The following is a 15225-nucleotide window of genomic DNA, read 5'->3' on the forward strand; positions in this document are numbered from 1 at the left end:
CGATGCGCAAGTTGATGACGGGCGCGGCGGTGACCGCGTGCGCTTGGTCGGTGGCGGCCTCGGCCTATGCCCAGGGCGACGGCGAGAAGGTCGGCGAGAACATCGGCAACCTGCTCGGCGGCTGGGCCCAGAGCCTGTACGTCGGCATCGCCGCTGTCGTGGCGCTGATGTTCCTGCTGAACCGGCGGTTCGCGGACTTGGCGGTCTTCATGGTCGCGGCGCTGATCGTGGGCGGCTTCGTGATGGCCCCGAACGATGTTGCCGGCACGGTCCAGGACATCTGGAAGACGATCACGGGCTGATGTCCGAGCGGTTCGTCATCCGCTCCTACCGGCGCGTGTTCGAGGTCGACCGGCGCATCTACCGCGTAGACCGCTGGGCGCTTCCCGTGCCCGGCGGCGTGCCGCTGCGGGCGGTCGGCTACTTCGCCGCGACGGTGCTGCTGGTCGTGCTGCTCGGCGACCTGCTGGCGTTCCTGTCGCCGCCGCTGCGCTACGTGGTGCTGCCGCTCGCGGTCGCGGTGCTCGGCGTCCAGGCCGCGCCGGATGGACGAACCGCTCATCGCTTCGCCTGGGACTGGCTGCGTTGTCGTGTGCGGGCGCATCGCCGCTCCGCCGGCCGTGTCGTGCCGCTCGACGGTGAGCCGGTGCGCTGGGACGGCGAGCTGGCGGTGCGCTGGGACGCTGACGCTCCCGCCCTGCATCCTGCGCGCGTGGTGGGGCCGGCGCGCGTGACGTTCAACGTGCCCACGACGCTCGGCGAGCCGGGCGGCGCCGTCGTGTTGTGCGCGCGGACTGAGATGGAGATCCGGCCATGACGCGCTTCCCGCTGCGCTACGCGCATCAGAACATCCTCGTCGGCCAGGGTGACGCGCGGGCCGCGCTGTTTCGCGTGGACACGGTCTCGTATCCGTTCCTGGCGGTCGCGGACAAGCGCGAGTGGCTGCGGCGGCCGGCGCGGTTCGCGTTCGCGGTCGAGGCCGACTTCTCGCTGTGGCGGGTGTGCCGCGCCTATCCGGCCGCCGGCTACGCCGATCAGGCGATGGCGCTGCTCGACGAGCGCGGGCAGTCCGCGGCGGCGTGGCGCGCATACCTGAACGGGCACGAGGCGCACCTGCGCGAGCTGCGCTCGTTCACGCCCGAGGTCTACCTAGCGGTGTCCCTGCCGTCACAACGCTCGGCCGGTGTCGACCGGATGCGCCGGCGGATCGAGGGCCTGTTCGGCGTCGAGCATCCGGTACCGATCCCGGCGTCAGACATCGACGCCCTGGTCGCCGCCGAGGAACGCGCCTTCCGCCGCGCCGAAGCGGCACTGCCCGTGCGCCGCGCCACGACGCGCGAGCTGCAGTGGCTGCTGCGCCGCGCCGCGAGCCGTGGCGTCGCCGAGCCCGCACTCGATGACCACTGGGAGCCGAGCGCGCTGATCGTTGAGACCGCGTACGGCCAACCGGCCTACGAGCCGCTCGGCACCGACATCGTGCGTCACTGCAACGCGCCGGTGTTCGAGCAGGACCGCGCCCTGGTGGTTGACGCCGAAGCGGGCCGCACGCATCAGGCGATGCTCGGGATGGGCGCCTTGCCTGAGGAGTCCGAGTTTCCGGGCGGCGCGGAGCTGCTGTTCTCGCCGCTGGAGGCGCTGCCGTTCCCGGTCGACGTGGTGCTGCACGCGCGCTGGCTGGGCAACCGGGAGGCGATCTCGCGTGTGCGCCGGCGGATCGTCGACGCCGACGTGGCCTTCTCTGAGCAGCTGCAGTCCACGCACGGGCCGCTGTCGTACGTGGCCGAGGAGAACCGGGCGCTCGCGCGGGAGCTGGACGCCTACCTGCAGTCGCATGAGCGGCCGCCGCTGCTCAACGTCGCGATCTCGCTCGCGGTCGGCGCACCGTCGGAGGGGGAGCTGGAGCAGCGCGTCGAGGCACTCGTGCACCGATACGGCACCGTCGCGCTGCATCGCCCGCTCGGGCTGCAGCCCGCGCTGTTTCTCGATCACCTGCCACGCGCCGATGGCGGCACCGTGCGTGACTACGCCGACGTGCTGACGATCGAACAGTTCGGCGCGTTGATGCCGATCGGCACCCACCAGGCCGGCTCCGAGCGCGGCGTGCTGATCGGCCGCACGCTCGCCGGCGGCGCACGACCTGTCCGCTTTGATGTGACCGAGGCGTCTCGCGCCGGACGGCCGCCGTCGATCCTGCTCGCCGGGACACTTGGGTCCGGGAAGACGATCGCGGCCGAGCTGCTCGCCTTCCAGGCCGAGCGTCGCGGCTCGCTGGTGGTCGACGTCGATCCCAAGCCCGACCACAACCTCGAAGGCCTGCCGGAGCTCGACGGTCGTGTCCATGTGATCGAGCTTTCCGGGGATGACCGCTACCGCGGGCTGCTGGACCCGCTGTCCGTCGCGCCCGAGTCGCTGCGCGAGGACCTCGCGAGCTCCTACCTGGTCGATCTGCTGCCGCAGTCCCCACCGGCGTGGGAGACGCAGGTCCGCAAGGCCGTCCGCCAGGCGATCGAGTCGCCGGCTCCAAGCTGCCTGCGGGTGCTGGAGCTGCTGCTCGCTTCATCGGACTCCGATGCCCGGGCGGCCGGTGAGGCGCTGAGCGTGTGGGCCGACTCGGGCGTCGCCCGCCTCGGCTTCGGCGACGGTGATCGCGCCCGGGTCGCCGCGCAGCGTCCGGTGACGACAATCAAAGCCCGCGGCCTCTCGCTCCCCGCTCCCGGGATCGCCCGCGGCGACTACGACCAGGCCGAGCGGCTCGGCGTCGCGACCCTGAAGCTGATCGCCGCCTACGCGATGCGGCTCGTGGCCGGCGACCGCTCGGTGCACAAGGTCGTGCTCTTCGACGAGGCCTGGTTCCTGCTCGCGTCCCGCGACGGCCGGCGCCTGATCGACCGGCTCAACCGGCTCGGTCGCGCGGAGAACGCGACGCTGATCCTCGCCACCCAGCAGCTCACCGACGTCGGCGAGATCGAGAACCTGATCGGCACGCGGTTCATCTTCGGCCAGGAGACCGCGGCCGAAGCGCGCCGCGCGCTGGAGCTGCTCGGGCTCGATCCCGAGGATCGCGCGCTGGTCGAGCGCGTCCGTTCCTACCGGCGCGGGCGGTGCCTGATGCGCGACATCGACGATCGCGTCGCCGAGCTGCAGATCGAGACCGTGCACGAGCACCTGCTGCGGATCCTGGACACCTCCCCAGGCGCCCGCCCGGTCCTGGAGGCCGCGGCATGACCAAGGTGCTCGTCCTCGCGCTCGCCCTCGTGCTGCTCGCGTGGCCGGGGGCGAGCGCCGAGTACCGCGGCAGCGACCTGCTCGGGAACGTCTCGCCGCAGTCCCAGGTCGACGGCGGGCTCGCCGATCGCTATCCGCTGTCGGCGTACGCGCTCGACTACCACGTCGACGTCGGCGTGACCGAGCCTGAGGGCATCCCGCCGATGATCGCCCAGTGGGCCGCCGCGCAGATCTGGAGCGCGACCTCGCTGCTGGTCAAGTGCACGATCGACCTGCTCACGTGGGCGTTCTCGCTCGACCTGCTCAACGGGGGCGACGGGGCGCTGAAGCCGATCGGCGACGCGATCACCAACCTCTACGAGAACGTCATCGGCCAGGCCTGGATCGTCGTCGCGATCCTCGTCGCCGGCATCTGGGCGATCTGGAAGGCGCTCGTGCAGCGCCGCTACACCGAGACCGCCGGCGCGCTCGCCGTCTCGGTGCTGTTCGTGCTGCTGGCGCTGTTCTTCGTCTACCAGCCCGAGCGCACCGTCGGCCAGGCTTCCCAGTGGACGAACCAGCTCTCGAACGCGTTTCTCTCTGGCGCGAACTCCGGCTCTTTGGATGATCCGCAGGGCGCCAAGCGTCAGGTCGCCGATCACCTGTTCGAGACGCTGGTCGTGCAGCCGTGGGCGGTGCTGCAGTTTGGCGGGCTCACGCACTGTGTCGACACCGACCGGCTCGATGACGACGGCTTCCCGCGCCCGGTCAGCCCGCACGACCCGGCGCGCGACGTCTGCCGCGACCACCTCAAGCAGGGCAAGGACGGCCACGGCGGCTACGCGTCCCGCTACCTCGCTCAGCGCCCGGGCTCGGAGGAACGGAAGGCCGAGTACGACGCGCTGCGTGAAGGGCAGGCGCCCAACGATCCGCAGTTCCGCGGCTACCAGGTCGACAAGGCCGACGCGCCCGCCGTCGACGCCCAGCAGGCCGGCGGCGCCTACCAGCGCCTGACCTTCTCGGTCGTCGTGCTGATCGGCGCGCTCGGGGCCGTCGCGCTGCTCGGCTTCCTCTCGCTGGCCGTGATCCTCGCCCAGGTCGTCGCGCTCGTGCTGCTCGGCTTCGCCCCGGTCGCGCTGATCGTCGGCATCTTCCCCGGCGCCGGCCACGCCTTCTTCAAGACGTGGCTGTCCAAGCTGGCGACCGCGATCTTCATCAAGGCGCTCTACTCGCTCGTGATCGCGATCGTCCTCGCCGTGAGCGCGGCGCTGACCGCGAGCACCGGCTCGCTGGGCTTCCTGCTGGCCTTCGGGCTGCAGACGATCTTCTTCTGGGCGATCTTCCTGTACCGCAAGCAGATCACCGGCCGGCTCGTCGCCGCCACCTCCGGCAGCCCGGACGCCCCGAAGGTCCCCCGCATGACCGTCGTGCAGAAGGGCGCGGTCGCCGCCAGCCATCCGTTCACGGCGCTCGCCGGCGTCACCGCGGGTCGCATGAGCCGCCAGGAGAGCGCGCTCGCCGGCTCCGAGAAGACCCGCTCGGCGAAGACGCCCGAACCCGCACCGGCCGCGACGACCGATCACGCATCCGCCTCTGGCCCGAACGGCACGCTCGCGGCCACCGACGGCCACGTCTCCCGCGCCAACGACTCCGCGCCCGCCGCAAGCAAGGGCCACAGCGGCGGAGGCGTCGCCGTGCTCGCCCCGCCAAGCAAGCCCGCCGAGGCCCCCAGCGCAACCGCCACGGCGGCCCCGGCCGTCGTCCTCGGCGATCCGCTGCAGGCACCTGCGTCATCTGCAGACAGTGCGGCTGCCTCGTCGCCGGCTACGCCTCCGCGCTCCGCTCCGGCGACGCGTGAGCCGTCCGCTCCGGCTGCCGAGCCGACACCGCGCGACTCGCACGAGGACGTCATGCGTCGCGCCCGCGAGCTGCGCGAGCGCCCGCACGAGCCGATCAACCGCGGCGACACCTGGGACCGTGCTTGACCGCCTGCGCCTGTTCGCGAACACGCCGATCGCCGACGGCGACCGCCCGCGGCTGTTCGCGATCGCGGTCGTCCTGATCCTCGGTGTCGTGGCCACGCTCGCGTTGCTCGACGACGCGGGCCCGTCACCACGTCCAGCCTCCGCCCCCGCTCCGCGCGACGGTGATGTGCAGCCGCCCGCACCGCTTCCGGTGCTCGCCCCGCCCGCCACGCCGCAGGTGCCGAGCGAGGAGAGCAACCCGCCGCCGAACCTGCAGGCGCGCCCTGACGACATCGCCCGCGGCAAGCGCGCCGCTCGCCGCTTCCTGAAGGGCTACCTGGCACACACCTACGGCCGCGACTCCAAGCTCACCGCGGCGACACCTGAGCTGCGTGCGCAGCTCCTCCGCGAGCGCCCGCGCGTCCCGGCCACCGAGCGCCGGCGCCGAGCGCGCGTCGAGCTGCTGCAGAGCGACAGCGTCACCCGCGAGCGCGCCGAGCTGCTCGCGGTCATCGACGACGACGCGCGCCGCTACTCGATCCACCTGCAGCTCGCGAACACGCCGACGGGCTGGCTCGTCACCGAGCTGGAGCGCTGACACGATGGCCGCTGCGACGATCGCCATCGGCGTCGCCCGCTCACGCCGCGGCCGCAAGCTGATCATCGCGCTCCTGGTCTTCGGGTGCGTGTGGCTGATCGTCCTGGTCGGCGTCCTCGGCGCACTGTTCGGCCTCCAGGCGCCGCAGGGCAGCGGCTACGAGCCGTCGCGCACGGCGCTCGCAGACATCCCGCACGCCTATCTCGAGCTCTACCAACAGGCCGGTGCGCGCTACGGCGTCGACCCGTGGATTCTTGCTGCCATCGGGCACATCGAGACCAACCACGGCCGGCTCGCCGCGCCCGGCGTGCGGTCGGGCGTCAACGCCTTCGGTTGCTGTGCCGGCCCGATGCAGTTCTCGATCGTCGGCTCACCGAGCACTTGGGACGCTTACGGCGTCGACGGCAACAACGACGGCCGCAAGTCCCCGTATGACCCGCAGGATGCGATCCCCGCGGCCGCCCGCTACCTGAAGGCCTCGGGCGCCCCGGCCGACTACCACCGCGCGATCTTCGCCTACAACCACGCCGAGTGGTACGTCGCCGACGTCCTGGCCCAGGCCGAGATTTATCGCGGCGCGGCCGCCGGCTCGACGAACACCTCACCGGCCGAACGCGCCACGGTCCGCGAGCTGCTCGACAACCGGCGCCTGATCTTCACGGTCGGCCAGCGCGCCGACCTTCGCGCCGGCGGCTTCGACGCTCGGCTGCTCTCCACGCTGGCCTGGATCGGCGAGCGCCGCTCGATCGTCGTCACTTCGCTCCGGGCCGATCACTCGCCGGGAACCAACCACGAAGCCGGGCGCGCATTCGACATCGGCGCCGTCGACGGGGAGGTCTGCCGCGGTGGCCGGCGCGGTGCGTGCGCGGACCTGGTGCGCGAGCTCGCTGCGGTGACTGGCCCGACGCGCTCGACCGAGCTGATCTATTGCTGGGACCCGGACCCGGCTGACCCGGGCATGTTCGCCCGCGGCGACCACTGCGACCACATCCACTGGGGCATGGACGCGTGACTGGCGAGCTGCAGTCGCTACGCCGCGACCTTGACGTACGTGGCGGTCAGGTCGGAGGGCTCGGGGATCGGCTCGCCGGCTTGCTGCAGGCCTTCGAGGTGGAAGGCGATCACGTCGTGCATCTCGCGCTCGACGGTCTCTCGGGTCTTGCCGGCGGCCACGCACCCGGGCAGGTCGGGCACGTAGGCGGAGAACCCGGCTTCGTCGTTGCCTTCGATCACGATCAGGTACTGGCGTTCGGTCATCGGTCCTCGTCCTGGAGTCCTGCCTGTTTGATGATGCTCGCCCAGGGTCTTCGGATGCAAGGAGTCCGACGGCTTGCCCGCGATCGTGACCAAGCCTGGCCGCTCGGGGTGCCGGAACTGCCGATGGCTCCCGCGCGTGCGGGAGAGCTGCCACCCGGCGGCCTCGATGCGCCTGATCGCCTCTCGGACCTTCACCGGCATGCGTGCACCGTACGCCACGTCGCGGACCGTCCCGCCTCGCCGCCCCGTGGTTGTCGCCGTGCCTGAGCGCAGCGGATGGTCCGCTGTCAACCGGCGCAGCCGGTCCTCACCTGCACAAGAGCGGAGGCGGCCGGCGGGGTCAAGATGAGCCCGTCAGGGCCGAGCGCAGCGAGCTGCGAAGCAGTCGTCTTGACGCCGACGGACGCCGTAGCTACCTGTCGCGCCTGTCGGATGGCGCCGCAGCGAACGGATCACGGCGGTGCTCTGCTCACTACGATGCCAACGGCCGCGTCGCCGCTGCCCCGCGGTTCGAATCTCTTGATCGCCAGGGCCTACATTGAGTGGGTGGCTTCGAAGGCGTGCATCTTCTGTGGCGGGACGCCCCTCACCCGCGAGCACCTGTGGCCGGACTGGCTGCGACGTGAGCTGGAGATCAAGGCTGGTTTCGACTGGCGGATGCAGCAGGAGTCGGACGGGACGACGACGCGAGACCAAGCGTGGACTGCCCCGCCGTTCAACCAGCAGGTCAAGGCGGTCTGCGCGCGATGCAACAACGGGTGGATGTCCGAGATCGAGTCCGCCGCGAAGCCGATCCTTCAAGCGCTCGTCCGGGCGGAAGGTCGGCAGCTGCATCGGCGGATGCAGAGGACCCTCGCGACCTGGGCCTTCTTGAAAGCGTGCATCTTCGACGAGCTCCATCCGGCGGAGCGAACCGTGCCGGAGGCGCACCGTCAATTTCTCTACGAGCACAAGGAGCCGCCACCCGACGGCGTCTGGATCCGCGTGGCGACCTACGAGGCGCGGGATATCGGCCATTACGCGTATCAGGGGATACGGCTAGGGAAGCGTGGCGAGCCGGAGCCCGCCGAAGTCACCGTGTACTTCGTCACGATGACCGCCGTTGCGCTCGTCCTTCAGGTGACCGGAAGTCTGCTCGACGAGTGGCGTTTCAAGGATGTTCCGTACCCGGACGAATTCGCGGTTGCGGAGATTTGGCCGAGTTCTGCTCGTGTGGACTTCAAGCAACGGAATCTGCTGACGCATGAGACGCTGATCGGGTTCACGAAGGCGCTCTACAACGTCATGGGCAGCCTGACTGCGCCCGTGCCGAGGCCTCTCTAGGGATCGTGGGCAGGGCGCGGGCCGTGTCGGTCCGGGTCCCGCATTCAGCCGAGTGCACGCCGGCGAGGACGGCCGCCTGCGGCCGCCCGCAGCCGGCGCGGCGGCGAGCGAAGCGAGCCGCCCTTGACAACGTAGTGAAGGTCCTCACGTACCGACGGGTAGCCCAGGCTGATACGGAAGAGGATGTCGCAGGCGCTGGTGGAGTACGCGCGGCCGTTTGCAGTGACGGCGGTGAAGAGAGGAGCCCGCTGACGAAGCAAAGCCTCGTCAGCGGTACCCGATCGGCGTCGGAGGAATCAGGCCGGAGAGACGAGATTCCAGCGAGTCGCCGGTTGCCGGGGCTCACCCCCTTTCGGCGCCAACGCGCCGGAAGTGCTACATCGCGGCCGCGTCAGCGTCGACGATGTCCTCCGAAACAATTTCGGCCTCGGTGAACTCTTCCGCCGAGGTATCCACGATTTGGGGGTTCAGGCCCCGGTGCTCAGCTGCTTGGGGCGCACCACAAGCAGGACAAGGCGCGTCAGCGTCTCCGAGGTCGCGTACGTTCTTCCACATCGTGCCGAAGCTCTCGATGATTGTGCGAACGTCACGGAGAGCGACCAGCCAGTCGGCGTCTGCTATTAGCCTCGGCTCGCCATTGGACACGCGAGCACGCTCTCGAATCAGGTGTGCGTCGATCGCAGCGACTGCACCTCGAGCGTCCCACAGGGTCGCGATCATCCGTTGAAAGTCGGCGTTCGTCGCCTTGTCGCGTTCTGCCTGACGGGCCCGCTGACGAGCATCACTGTGTTGCTGCTTTAGGACCTTCTCCGCCTCGCGAACTGCGCGTCGCGACCCGGGCCCAGCCTTCGTAAGCTGCAGCACGAGTCGATTCACTGTCGGATCGCTCAAGGCCTCAACGATCCTGCGCGCCTCTTCCTCGGCGGAAGGTTTGGCGTTGCGGGTCTTTCGAGTCGCTGCGCGCTCTGCTACCTCCTTCTGCCGGTCCTGATCGTCGACTCGACGCCAGCGAACGGTTTTTGGACGGTTCCGCAGAGCTGCGGTCCAGCCATCTTCGTTCTCGGGCTCGATGATCCCGTCCTGCCACATGCGAATGCGCTCGGGCGTTATGCGGCTCGAGCTGAACCCGGTTGCCGCCTTGATCTCGGTCTCGGTGGCGGCGCCGCTGCCGATCACCTCGAGGATCGCTTCCTTTGTGCTTGGTCTTGGCTCTGCCATGGCGCTTGAGAGGAACCCGTCGCTGGCGCGCCCTCCGAAGCGAGGACGCACCAGCGGGCTGGGCCTAGGCCCCGAGCGCCTTCCGACCGTTCGATTCGCCCGATCCCAGCGTCGGAACTGGCAGAGTGGCGGACACCTCAATGAGCGCCCGCTCGATCGCAGCGCGCATCGGCGCGGCAAGCGCCGGAGACCGCTCGGCCGCCATCTCGAAGTCGACCTCGAGCGCCTCGGCGAGCTTTCGCATCTTCACGAGATGCGGCCCGATGAACTCACGCAGCACGACTTCCTCGTGAGTCGAGACGTAGATGCCATCCTTGATGGTGTTGCCGTTCCGGTACACCTTGCCGCGCACGAGGATGAGCTTGTCGGCGTCCAGCTTCTTCTGCACGCGACCGCGATCGCCGTTGGTCGCGGTGAGGTTCCAGATCAGCGAGTGGCACTTCTTCCAGATCGCGGCGTGAACCTCGTCATGCTCGATCTCGGCGGGAGTCGGGGCTTCGGTCACAACGACACGAGTCAGTTCCTCACGAGAGGAACTCGTGGCAGGGCTGAAGCGGTCGTCGTTCTCGCCGATGTTGGAAACGTGCTTCGTCTTGATCTCGGCGTACACCTTGTCCGCGCACACGGACAGGTCGGGACCGCCGTCCTCGTTGGCCAGACCGGACTTGACGAGAACGTCCTTGAAGCCTTCCTCCACGGCAGCGGCGAAGTCAAGGTCGGCAGCGTGCTTCGCTTCGGCGATCTCCGCAGCCGTGCGAGGCGTTTCGACGGTGCGCACTGGCACCACACTCCTTTGCTTCGGAGAAATCAGGCCGATCCGCGGCGAGAAGTCAGGAAGCAGTCGATTGAAAGCGAAACCCTAGCACCTGGCTGAGACGTTCTCTAGCGGCATTGCCTATTACCGCCGGACCGACTCCTCGGGCTGGTCAACTTGGTTCACATGCGGAAGCTGCACGATGTCAGGCGCGCCAATGGGTTCGATCGGCGTAGGGCGAGAACGCTCGGCTCGCTCCTTCGCGCCCGGCCCCTTCCCCTTGCCAGGATGATCGTCGTGGGGACGAGCGTGTTTCTTCCGAATCCAGCCCGGGACCGGCTGCGGCGGCAGAGGAGGAGGCATGCCGGCTCGTGCGCCGGGGATGAGGGTGAGCTCGCCAGACGGCGCCTTGTTCCCGAGGTAGTCGAGCGCGAGGCGACCGAGTAGTTCTCCGATGGCGGAAGGGACAGCATTGCCTAGCTGCCGATGAGCGGAAGTGTGGCTTCCTACGACCGTCACGTCGGACGGGAAGGTCTGAAGCCGCTGGAGTTCGCTTCGGGCCAATCTACGAGAATCCCAGTGGAACGGACCCGTCGATGGGCCGGGTGTCGCCGGCAGCGTCCACGATGGCATCGCCTTCGCCAACTTCAGAAGAAAGCTCCAATAGCGCGTCCTATAGCCGAAGAGCGATTCGCCTCCGCCCCGTCGCGTGTGCCACAAGTAGTTGTGGCCTTCCGGAATCGTGGGCAGAAGCTCCGCCCACTTTCCGGACGGCATGAGTTCCTCCACGTCATCCGGGATTTCATCCCCCAGGGCGTCCCAGGCTGTGCGGTAGGGATTCCGTCGGCCGGGTCCATGTGTGGGCTCGGGAAGCTGAAGCTCCGCGCCATCGATGCACGCGTACAGAAACAGCCGATCTCGACGCTGCGGAACGCCGTAGTCGGCCGAATTGAGTTCGAGAGCGCGCAGCACATAATTTGTGCCTCGTGTGTGATTTAGCGCGGCGAGGCGGCTCCGGATCAGAGTGACCGCTTCGTCGCGATCGCGGTAAGCGAAGCCTCGAACGTTCTCCAGAAGCAGAATGCGCGGAAGCGTCTCCTCAAGAACGTCAAGAAGCATCCGGAGCGTGTCGGATCTCGGATCGGCGAGTCTACGGGCGTCCCGGTACCACCAGCCGGCTTTCGAGAAGGGCTGACAAGGCGGCCCCGCGGCGAGGACGTCGATCGCGCCTTCCTGAAGGGAGAACTCGTCGAGGAGCTCGCTTGGAGCGTAGCTCGCAATGTCTGGCCGCTCGGCAAGTCTCCAATCTCGACTCGCGCCGATGGTCGCACGTGCGTCCTTGTCGCGCTCGACACACGCCACGATGCGGAATCCCGCTGCCTCAAGGCCGTAGTCGAGACCACCCGCGCCCGTGTAAAGAGATAGCGCGGTGCGCGCGAGCTGAGGCATTCTCAGACAGCCTACCTTCGCCGCCGGAAGCTACGGCCCCGACATGCCGGAGGCAACCCCAATTGGATTGGGCTGTGGCCGCCGACGGATGCGAGAAGTCGAGCGACTCACGATGACCGTCGGCCAGCGTCCCCTACGGCCGGGGCCGCGGGCGGAGGACCGGCGACTGACTCAGTCGATGGGCAACTTGTCGAGCGATCTCTCGATCCAGTCCCTTAGACGAGCGATCAGTGCGCCAGGCAAATCTTCAACTGTGAGCAGGGAGGCAATTCGGAGCCGATCAAATGGGATGCTGGGCGAGGAGGCGACGTCGTGCCATCTATGAAGCTCCGAGTCCACTCGTGATGGCGTGTGCGGGAACGCGAGCGCAGCGATCGGCTCGACGGAGAATTGGATCACCTCACGCCATTTGCCGACTTGCATGCTCTTCGCCGCCCAGTCTTTCCCGATCCCGCACTGGCAAAGGACGACGAGTTGCCCTGGCGTGGGCTGTTCCGGCGTGTCGTCCGCAAACGATCGCCAGGCCACGACGTCGAGCGTGTAGTCCTTCGCAGCGGGCGACACGTTTCGCATCGCCCCCGGCAACTCACCCAGTCGCTTCGACAAACGTCGTGCCTTGGCGACGAAGTCCTCGATCGGCTCGCCATCCTTCTGCGGCCACCCGAACCGGTATCCCGTTCCCCCGACGTAGCGAGCCAGGGCGCAAGCCACAATCTCCTCGAATAGCCAGGCCGGCTCGTGGAACGGAATATCAAGCCCAGACTCGAGGCGCGCGCCAACGAGTGCCAAGAAGGCGTAAAGCGGGTCGTCGTCCCAGAGGCGCAACAGCTCGATCCCGCCGCCGTCGACAGAAAGCGGGTAGGCGCCCCCGACCACCTGCGCCCTGAAGCTCAGCTCTCGGAGAACATCGTCGGCTCGCCTGGAGGAGGGGGAGTCTCCAGCCGCCGCTGCGGCGCGAATGTCCTCACGTAGGGACCGCTCGTCGAACTCCATTTCGTCGTCAGTGAGCTGTTCCTGCTCAAGACGAAGCTCATCCGGCTCGTCGTCTCCGAAAGCGTTGGCAAAGAGCTGAGCGAGTTGCCCGGTGCCCATTCCGAGCGTGTCGCCGAACATGATCTCGAGCTCAGCCCAGTCGGCCAGCTCCTCAACTGTCGGATCTCCGGCTGGCAGCTCTATCACGTCTTGGGAGCCCCAGAAGCGGCGCTGTCTTTCTCAACGGTCCCAGTCGCTGGCGAGGTCTCGACGCTGTCAGCGCGGGGTTCGCCCAGGGTGCCGACGATCGCGTCCAGCACGCGCGCGACGTCGCGGGCGCGTGAGATGACCTCGGCGTCGCCAACAAAATTGAAGGCCAATCCGTTGGCTCGCACGAGCTCTGTGCGCGCCTTGTTGAGTGACGTTTGGATGCTGCTCTTGTCTGTATCGCTGAGAGCGAGGGCCCCCGCAAAGTCCCGCTCTTCTTGCAAAAGCACTACTGCGTCGGGCGCCCGGAGGACCCGACCTAGATCGGTCAAGCGGCGAGAGTCCGTGAATAGCGGCTTGACATGCGCGCCGTCTCCGAATAGCCAGCTGGCGAGTTCGGCCACGCGCGGCTCGTTTCCGGGCGGAACCGGTGCTGGGTCGTACGCATCGAATTCGCGGTAGTCCGGGACCCCGACGAACTCGCGGATGCCTTGAGTCTGTAGGGCGCGATAGAAGACGCCGAAGAAACGCACGGCTCGCTCGACATCCTGGCCGTCATCTTGCGCTTGCCGTAGCGAGGCGTAGGTGATGACCTGGCGCCGCACCGCGTCTTGGCGGCTGCCGATCTTTCGTGCCGCGTCTTTGAACGAGGCGCCGCCAGCCACCATCTCGGTCACGAACCGAGCCTTGGCTTCAGCGGTCCATTGCTCGATGCCCGTGACGTGCCGGAAGCCGAGATAGTCCTCGACTTCGCCACGCTCAGCGTACTGCTGAGTGGGAACGATCTCGAGCCGATCGCGTACCGCTTCGGCTCGCTCTCGAAGACCTCTCCAGTGTGCACTCCTCTCCACGTGGTTCTGCGCGTCCTCATCGAGCAGCAGCTTTAGCGTCGCGAGACGACGATTGCCCTCGACTACGACGCGCGCATGGCCGTCATGCTGAGGCCCTTCCGCGTCCTCGTTCGACATGTAGTCCGGCTTGAGAACGAGCAAGGGCTCCTGCGGAAAGAACCCTTTTTCAAGCATGGATTCGGCGAGTTCGTCGAGGTCGTAGCGCTTGTCGAAGAACTGGATGAGCGCGAACTGGTCGTCGCCGTCCAGATCTAGCGGAAGTCGGGGGTTTTTGGGATCAAGCAGGAGGTCACCGATAGGGCGACCCACTAGCTGCTTGATGGTTGGTCCGTCGCCGGGCATCGGCGCATTATCGCGGCTGGAGGACGCGCCGATACACGGGACGCGGGCCGTCGATGGCCAGAGGTCTCGTTAGGGCTCCAGGCTGGTCCGACTTTCGCGGGCGTCCAAAGCGCTGCGGGTCTCCGAACGGATCCACGCTAAATAGGGCGAGTTGCCGGCGATCACCGGCAGCGCGGTCACGTTCGGAACTTCGTACGGATGTCGCGGTACAACGAACTCGACAATGGCTGCCACGAGTGCCTGCCGGGTGCGCAGAAAGGCCCGAGCCTCGTTCGCCTGGTGCACCTCGCCTTTCCAACGGTAGATGCTGGTCACTGGGTGAACCACGTGCGCAGACGAGGCGAGGCCCGCGGTTACCAGGTCGCGACAGAGATCCGTCAACCATTCGGGATCGGGCGCGGTGACTATCACCTCGCAAAGATCGTGCGTCATGTTGCAGCTCGTTCGGTTCGCTCGCGCACGACGCCTTGCGCCTCTTCGCGGGTTCGCGCCAAGGCGGCTCGGCCGCTGACGACGGGTCCGTCATAGGAGAGGCCGACCCAGCGGCCGTGCGCGTGTTCGCCTTGGGCGTGCAGCACGAAGTACATGGTGCCCTTTGACCGCACGTTGCCGTCGGCCGCTGCGTAGTAGCCCATAAGGATCTGACCGTCCCAGAGGCGGAGTTCGCCGCGCCAGAGATAGCCCCCGCGCTCGTTCTCGGTGCTGCGCTCGAGCGCTTCGATCTGAATCGTTGAGCCGTGTTGCGACAGGCCGACTGGCTGGGTGGCGATGACTTCCTGGCCGTCGTTGAAGGTCTGCCAGGCGGCCCACCAGGTGCCTTCGAGCTTGATGCGGTCGCCAGGGGCCCCAGCCAGCTCGTCGAGCGAGACGCCGAGCGCCTGGGCGAGCCGCTGAGCGACGCCGAGGACCGGCTGCTGCTCGCCGTTCTCGTACCGCGTGATCTGCCGAGTGTGGATGCCGACCGCGGCTGCGAGACCGGCCTGCGAGAGACCGGCTTCCTGGCGCAGGCGCTTGATGATCTCGCCGAAGTGGGGCTCGGTTTGGCTCGCTTCCACGGGTGAGGTCATCGTACAGACCCATCAGTCG

15 protein-coding genes and 1 pseudogene are annotated in these 15225 nt (G+C 68.1%); 7 read left to right on the forward strand and 9 right to left on the reverse strand.

Annotated features, from left to right (window positions below; translation table 11 throughout):
* The first annotated feature begins 2 nt into the window (after window positions 1-2).
* Genes OJ962_RS02735 through OJ962_RS02760 form a run of 6 tightly spaced genes read left to right on the forward strand, consistent with a single transcriptional unit; the run spans window position 3 to window position 6778 of the window.
* A complete protein-coding gene (locus OJ962_RS02735; protein ID WP_202955449.1) occupies window positions 3-302 on the forward strand; it encodes a hypothetical protein in 300 nt (99 codons plus the stop codon).
* Complete coding sequence (locus OJ962_RS02740) at window positions 302-817, forward strand: TcpE family conjugal transfer membrane protein (protein ID WP_202955448.1); 516 nt, start codon at window positions 302-304, stop codon at window positions 815-817. Before OJ962_RS02735 ends, OJ962_RS02740 begins: the two co-directional genes overlap by 1 nt.
* Window positions 814-3225 carry an ATP-binding protein gene (locus tag OJ962_RS02745; protein WP_202955447.1) on the forward strand — a complete coding sequence of 804 codons (2412 nt, stop codon included), beginning with the start codon at window positions 814-816 and terminating at the stop codon, window positions 3223-3225. Before OJ962_RS02740 ends, OJ962_RS02745 begins: the two co-directional genes overlap by 4 nt.
* A complete protein-coding gene (locus OJ962_RS02750; RefSeq protein ID WP_202955446.1) occupies window positions 3222-5189 on the forward strand; it encodes a type IV secretion system protein in 1968 nt (655 codons plus the stop codon). The genes OJ962_RS02745 and OJ962_RS02750 overlap by 4 nt, the downstream gene beginning before the upstream one ends.
* Window positions 5182-5766 carry a hypothetical protein gene (locus OJ962_RS02755; RefSeq protein WP_202955445.1) on the forward strand — a complete coding sequence of 195 codons (585 nt, stop codon included), beginning with the start codon at window positions 5182-5184 and terminating at the stop codon, window positions 5764-5766. Before OJ962_RS02750 ends, OJ962_RS02755 begins: the two co-directional genes overlap by 8 nt.
* Before the next feature lie 4 nt (window positions 5767-5770).
* On the forward strand, window positions 5771-6778 hold the full coding sequence (locus OJ962_RS02760; protein WP_202955444.1) for a lytic transglycosylase domain-containing protein: 1008 nt from the start codon (window positions 5771-5773) through the stop codon (window positions 6776-6778).
* Between the two features lie 17 nt (window positions 6779-6795).
* On the opposite strand, the gene OJ962_RS02765 is transcribed toward OJ962_RS02760, so the two are convergent.
* Together OJ962_RS02765 and OJ962_RS34290 are read right to left on the reverse strand one after the other, a co-directional pair.
* Window positions 6796-7023 carry a type II toxin-antitoxin system HicB family antitoxin gene (locus tag OJ962_RS02765; RefSeq protein WP_270006164.1) on the reverse strand — a complete coding sequence of 76 codons (228 nt, stop codon included), beginning with the start codon at window positions 7021-7023 and terminating at the stop codon, window positions 6796-6798.
* Between the two features lie 102 nt (window positions 7024-7125).
* Window positions 7126-7224: pseudogene (locus OJ962_RS34290) on the reverse strand (type II toxin-antitoxin system HicA family toxin); the annotation flags it as partial.
* Between the two features lie 345 nt (window positions 7225-7569).
* Between OJ962_RS34290 and OJ962_RS02770 the strand changes: the two are divergent.
* Entirely contained in the window at window positions 7570-8346 is a 777-nt protein-coding gene (locus OJ962_RS02770; RefSeq protein ID WP_202955442.1) for a hypothetical protein, read from the forward strand.
* 375 nt (window positions 8347-8721) lie between these two features.
* Here OJ962_RS02770 and OJ962_RS02775 read toward each other — a convergent pair whose 3' ends face one another.
* From OJ962_RS02775 to OJ962_RS02805, 7 genes are all read right to left on the reverse strand, one after another.
* Window positions 8722-9564, reverse strand: coding sequence for a hypothetical protein (locus OJ962_RS02775; RefSeq protein ID WP_270006165.1), 843 nt, complete (start codon window positions 9562-9564; stop codon window positions 8722-8724).
* 64 nt (window positions 9565-9628) lie between these two features.
* Window positions 9629-10342, reverse strand: coding sequence for a hypothetical protein (locus tag OJ962_RS02780; RefSeq protein ID WP_202955440.1), 714 nt, complete (start codon window positions 10340-10342; stop codon window positions 9629-9631).
* Window positions 10343-10462: 120 nt separating this feature from the next.
* The gene (locus OJ962_RS02785) at window positions 10463-11767 is read right to left on the reverse strand and encodes a DNA cytosine methyltransferase (RefSeq protein WP_202955439.1); all 1305 of its coding nucleotides are present in this window, start codon (window positions 11765-11767) and stop codon (window positions 10463-10465) included.
* Between the two features lie 171 nt (window positions 11768-11938).
* Window positions 11939-12946 (reverse strand): hypothetical protein, encoded by a 1008-nt coding sequence (locus OJ962_RS02790; protein WP_202955438.1) that lies wholly within the window; start codon window positions 12944-12946, stop codon window positions 11939-11941.
* Complete coding sequence (locus tag OJ962_RS02795; protein WP_202955437.1) at window positions 12943-14139, reverse strand: hypothetical protein; 1197 nt, start codon at window positions 14137-14139, stop codon at window positions 12943-12945. The genes OJ962_RS02790 and OJ962_RS02795 overlap by 4 nt, the downstream gene beginning before the upstream one ends.
* A gap of 69 nt (window positions 14140-14208) precedes the next feature.
* Complete coding sequence (gene cutA, locus OJ962_RS02800; RefSeq protein WP_202955436.1) at window positions 14209-14571, reverse strand: divalent-cation tolerance protein CutA; 363 nt, start codon at window positions 14569-14571, stop codon at window positions 14209-14211.
* Complete coding sequence (locus OJ962_RS02805; protein WP_270006166.1) at window positions 14568-15194, reverse strand: helix-turn-helix domain-containing protein; 627 nt, start codon at window positions 15192-15194, stop codon at window positions 14568-14570. The genes cutA and OJ962_RS02805 overlap by 4 nt, the downstream gene beginning before the upstream one ends.
* Window positions 15195-15225: the final 31 nt, after the last annotated feature.

Source organism: Solirubrobacter deserti, assembly GCF_027587175.1.
GTDB classification, from domain to species: Bacteria; Actinomycetota; Thermoleophilia; order Solirubrobacterales; family Solirubrobacteraceae; genus Solirubrobacter; species Solirubrobacter deserti.

Coding starts and splice junctions, on each gene's coding strand:
- OJ962_RS02785 (WP_202955439.1), bottom strand. CDS start 11,767: ATGCCTCAGCTCGCGCGCACCGCGCTATCTCTTTACACGGGCGCGGGT.
- OJ962_RS02795 (WP_202955437.1), bottom strand. CDS start 14,139: ATGCCCGGCGACGGACCAACCATCAAGCAGCTAGTGGGTCGCCCTATC.
- OJ962_RS02750 (WP_202955446.1), top strand. CDS start 3,222: ATGACCAAGGTGCTCGTCCTCGCGCTCGCCCTCGTGCTGCTCGCGTGG.
- OJ962_RS02765 (WP_270006164.1), bottom strand. CDS start 7,023: ATGACCGAACGCCAGTACCTGATCGTGATCGAAGGCAACGACGAAGCC.
- OJ962_RS02760 (WP_202955444.1), top strand. CDS start 5,771: ATGGCCGCTGCGACGATCGCCATCGGCGTCGCCCGCTCACGCCGCGGC.
- OJ962_RS02740 (WP_202955448.1), top strand. CDS start 302: ATGTCCGAGCGGTTCGTCATCCGCTCCTACCGGCGCGTGTTCGAGGTC.
- OJ962_RS02745 (WP_202955447.1), top strand. CDS start 814: ATGACGCGCTTCCCGCTGCGCTACGCGCATCAGAACATCCTCGTCGGC.
- cutA (WP_202955436.1), bottom strand. CDS start 14,571: ATGACGCACGATCTTTGCGAGGTGATAGTCACCGCGCCCGATCCCGAA.
- OJ962_RS02775 (WP_270006165.1), bottom strand. CDS start 9,564: ATGGCAGAGCCAAGACCAAGCACAAAGGAAGCGATCCTCGAGGTGATC.
- OJ962_RS02735 (WP_202955449.1), top strand. CDS start 3: ATGCGCAAGTTGATGACGGGCGCGGCGGTGACCGCGTGCGCTTGGTCG.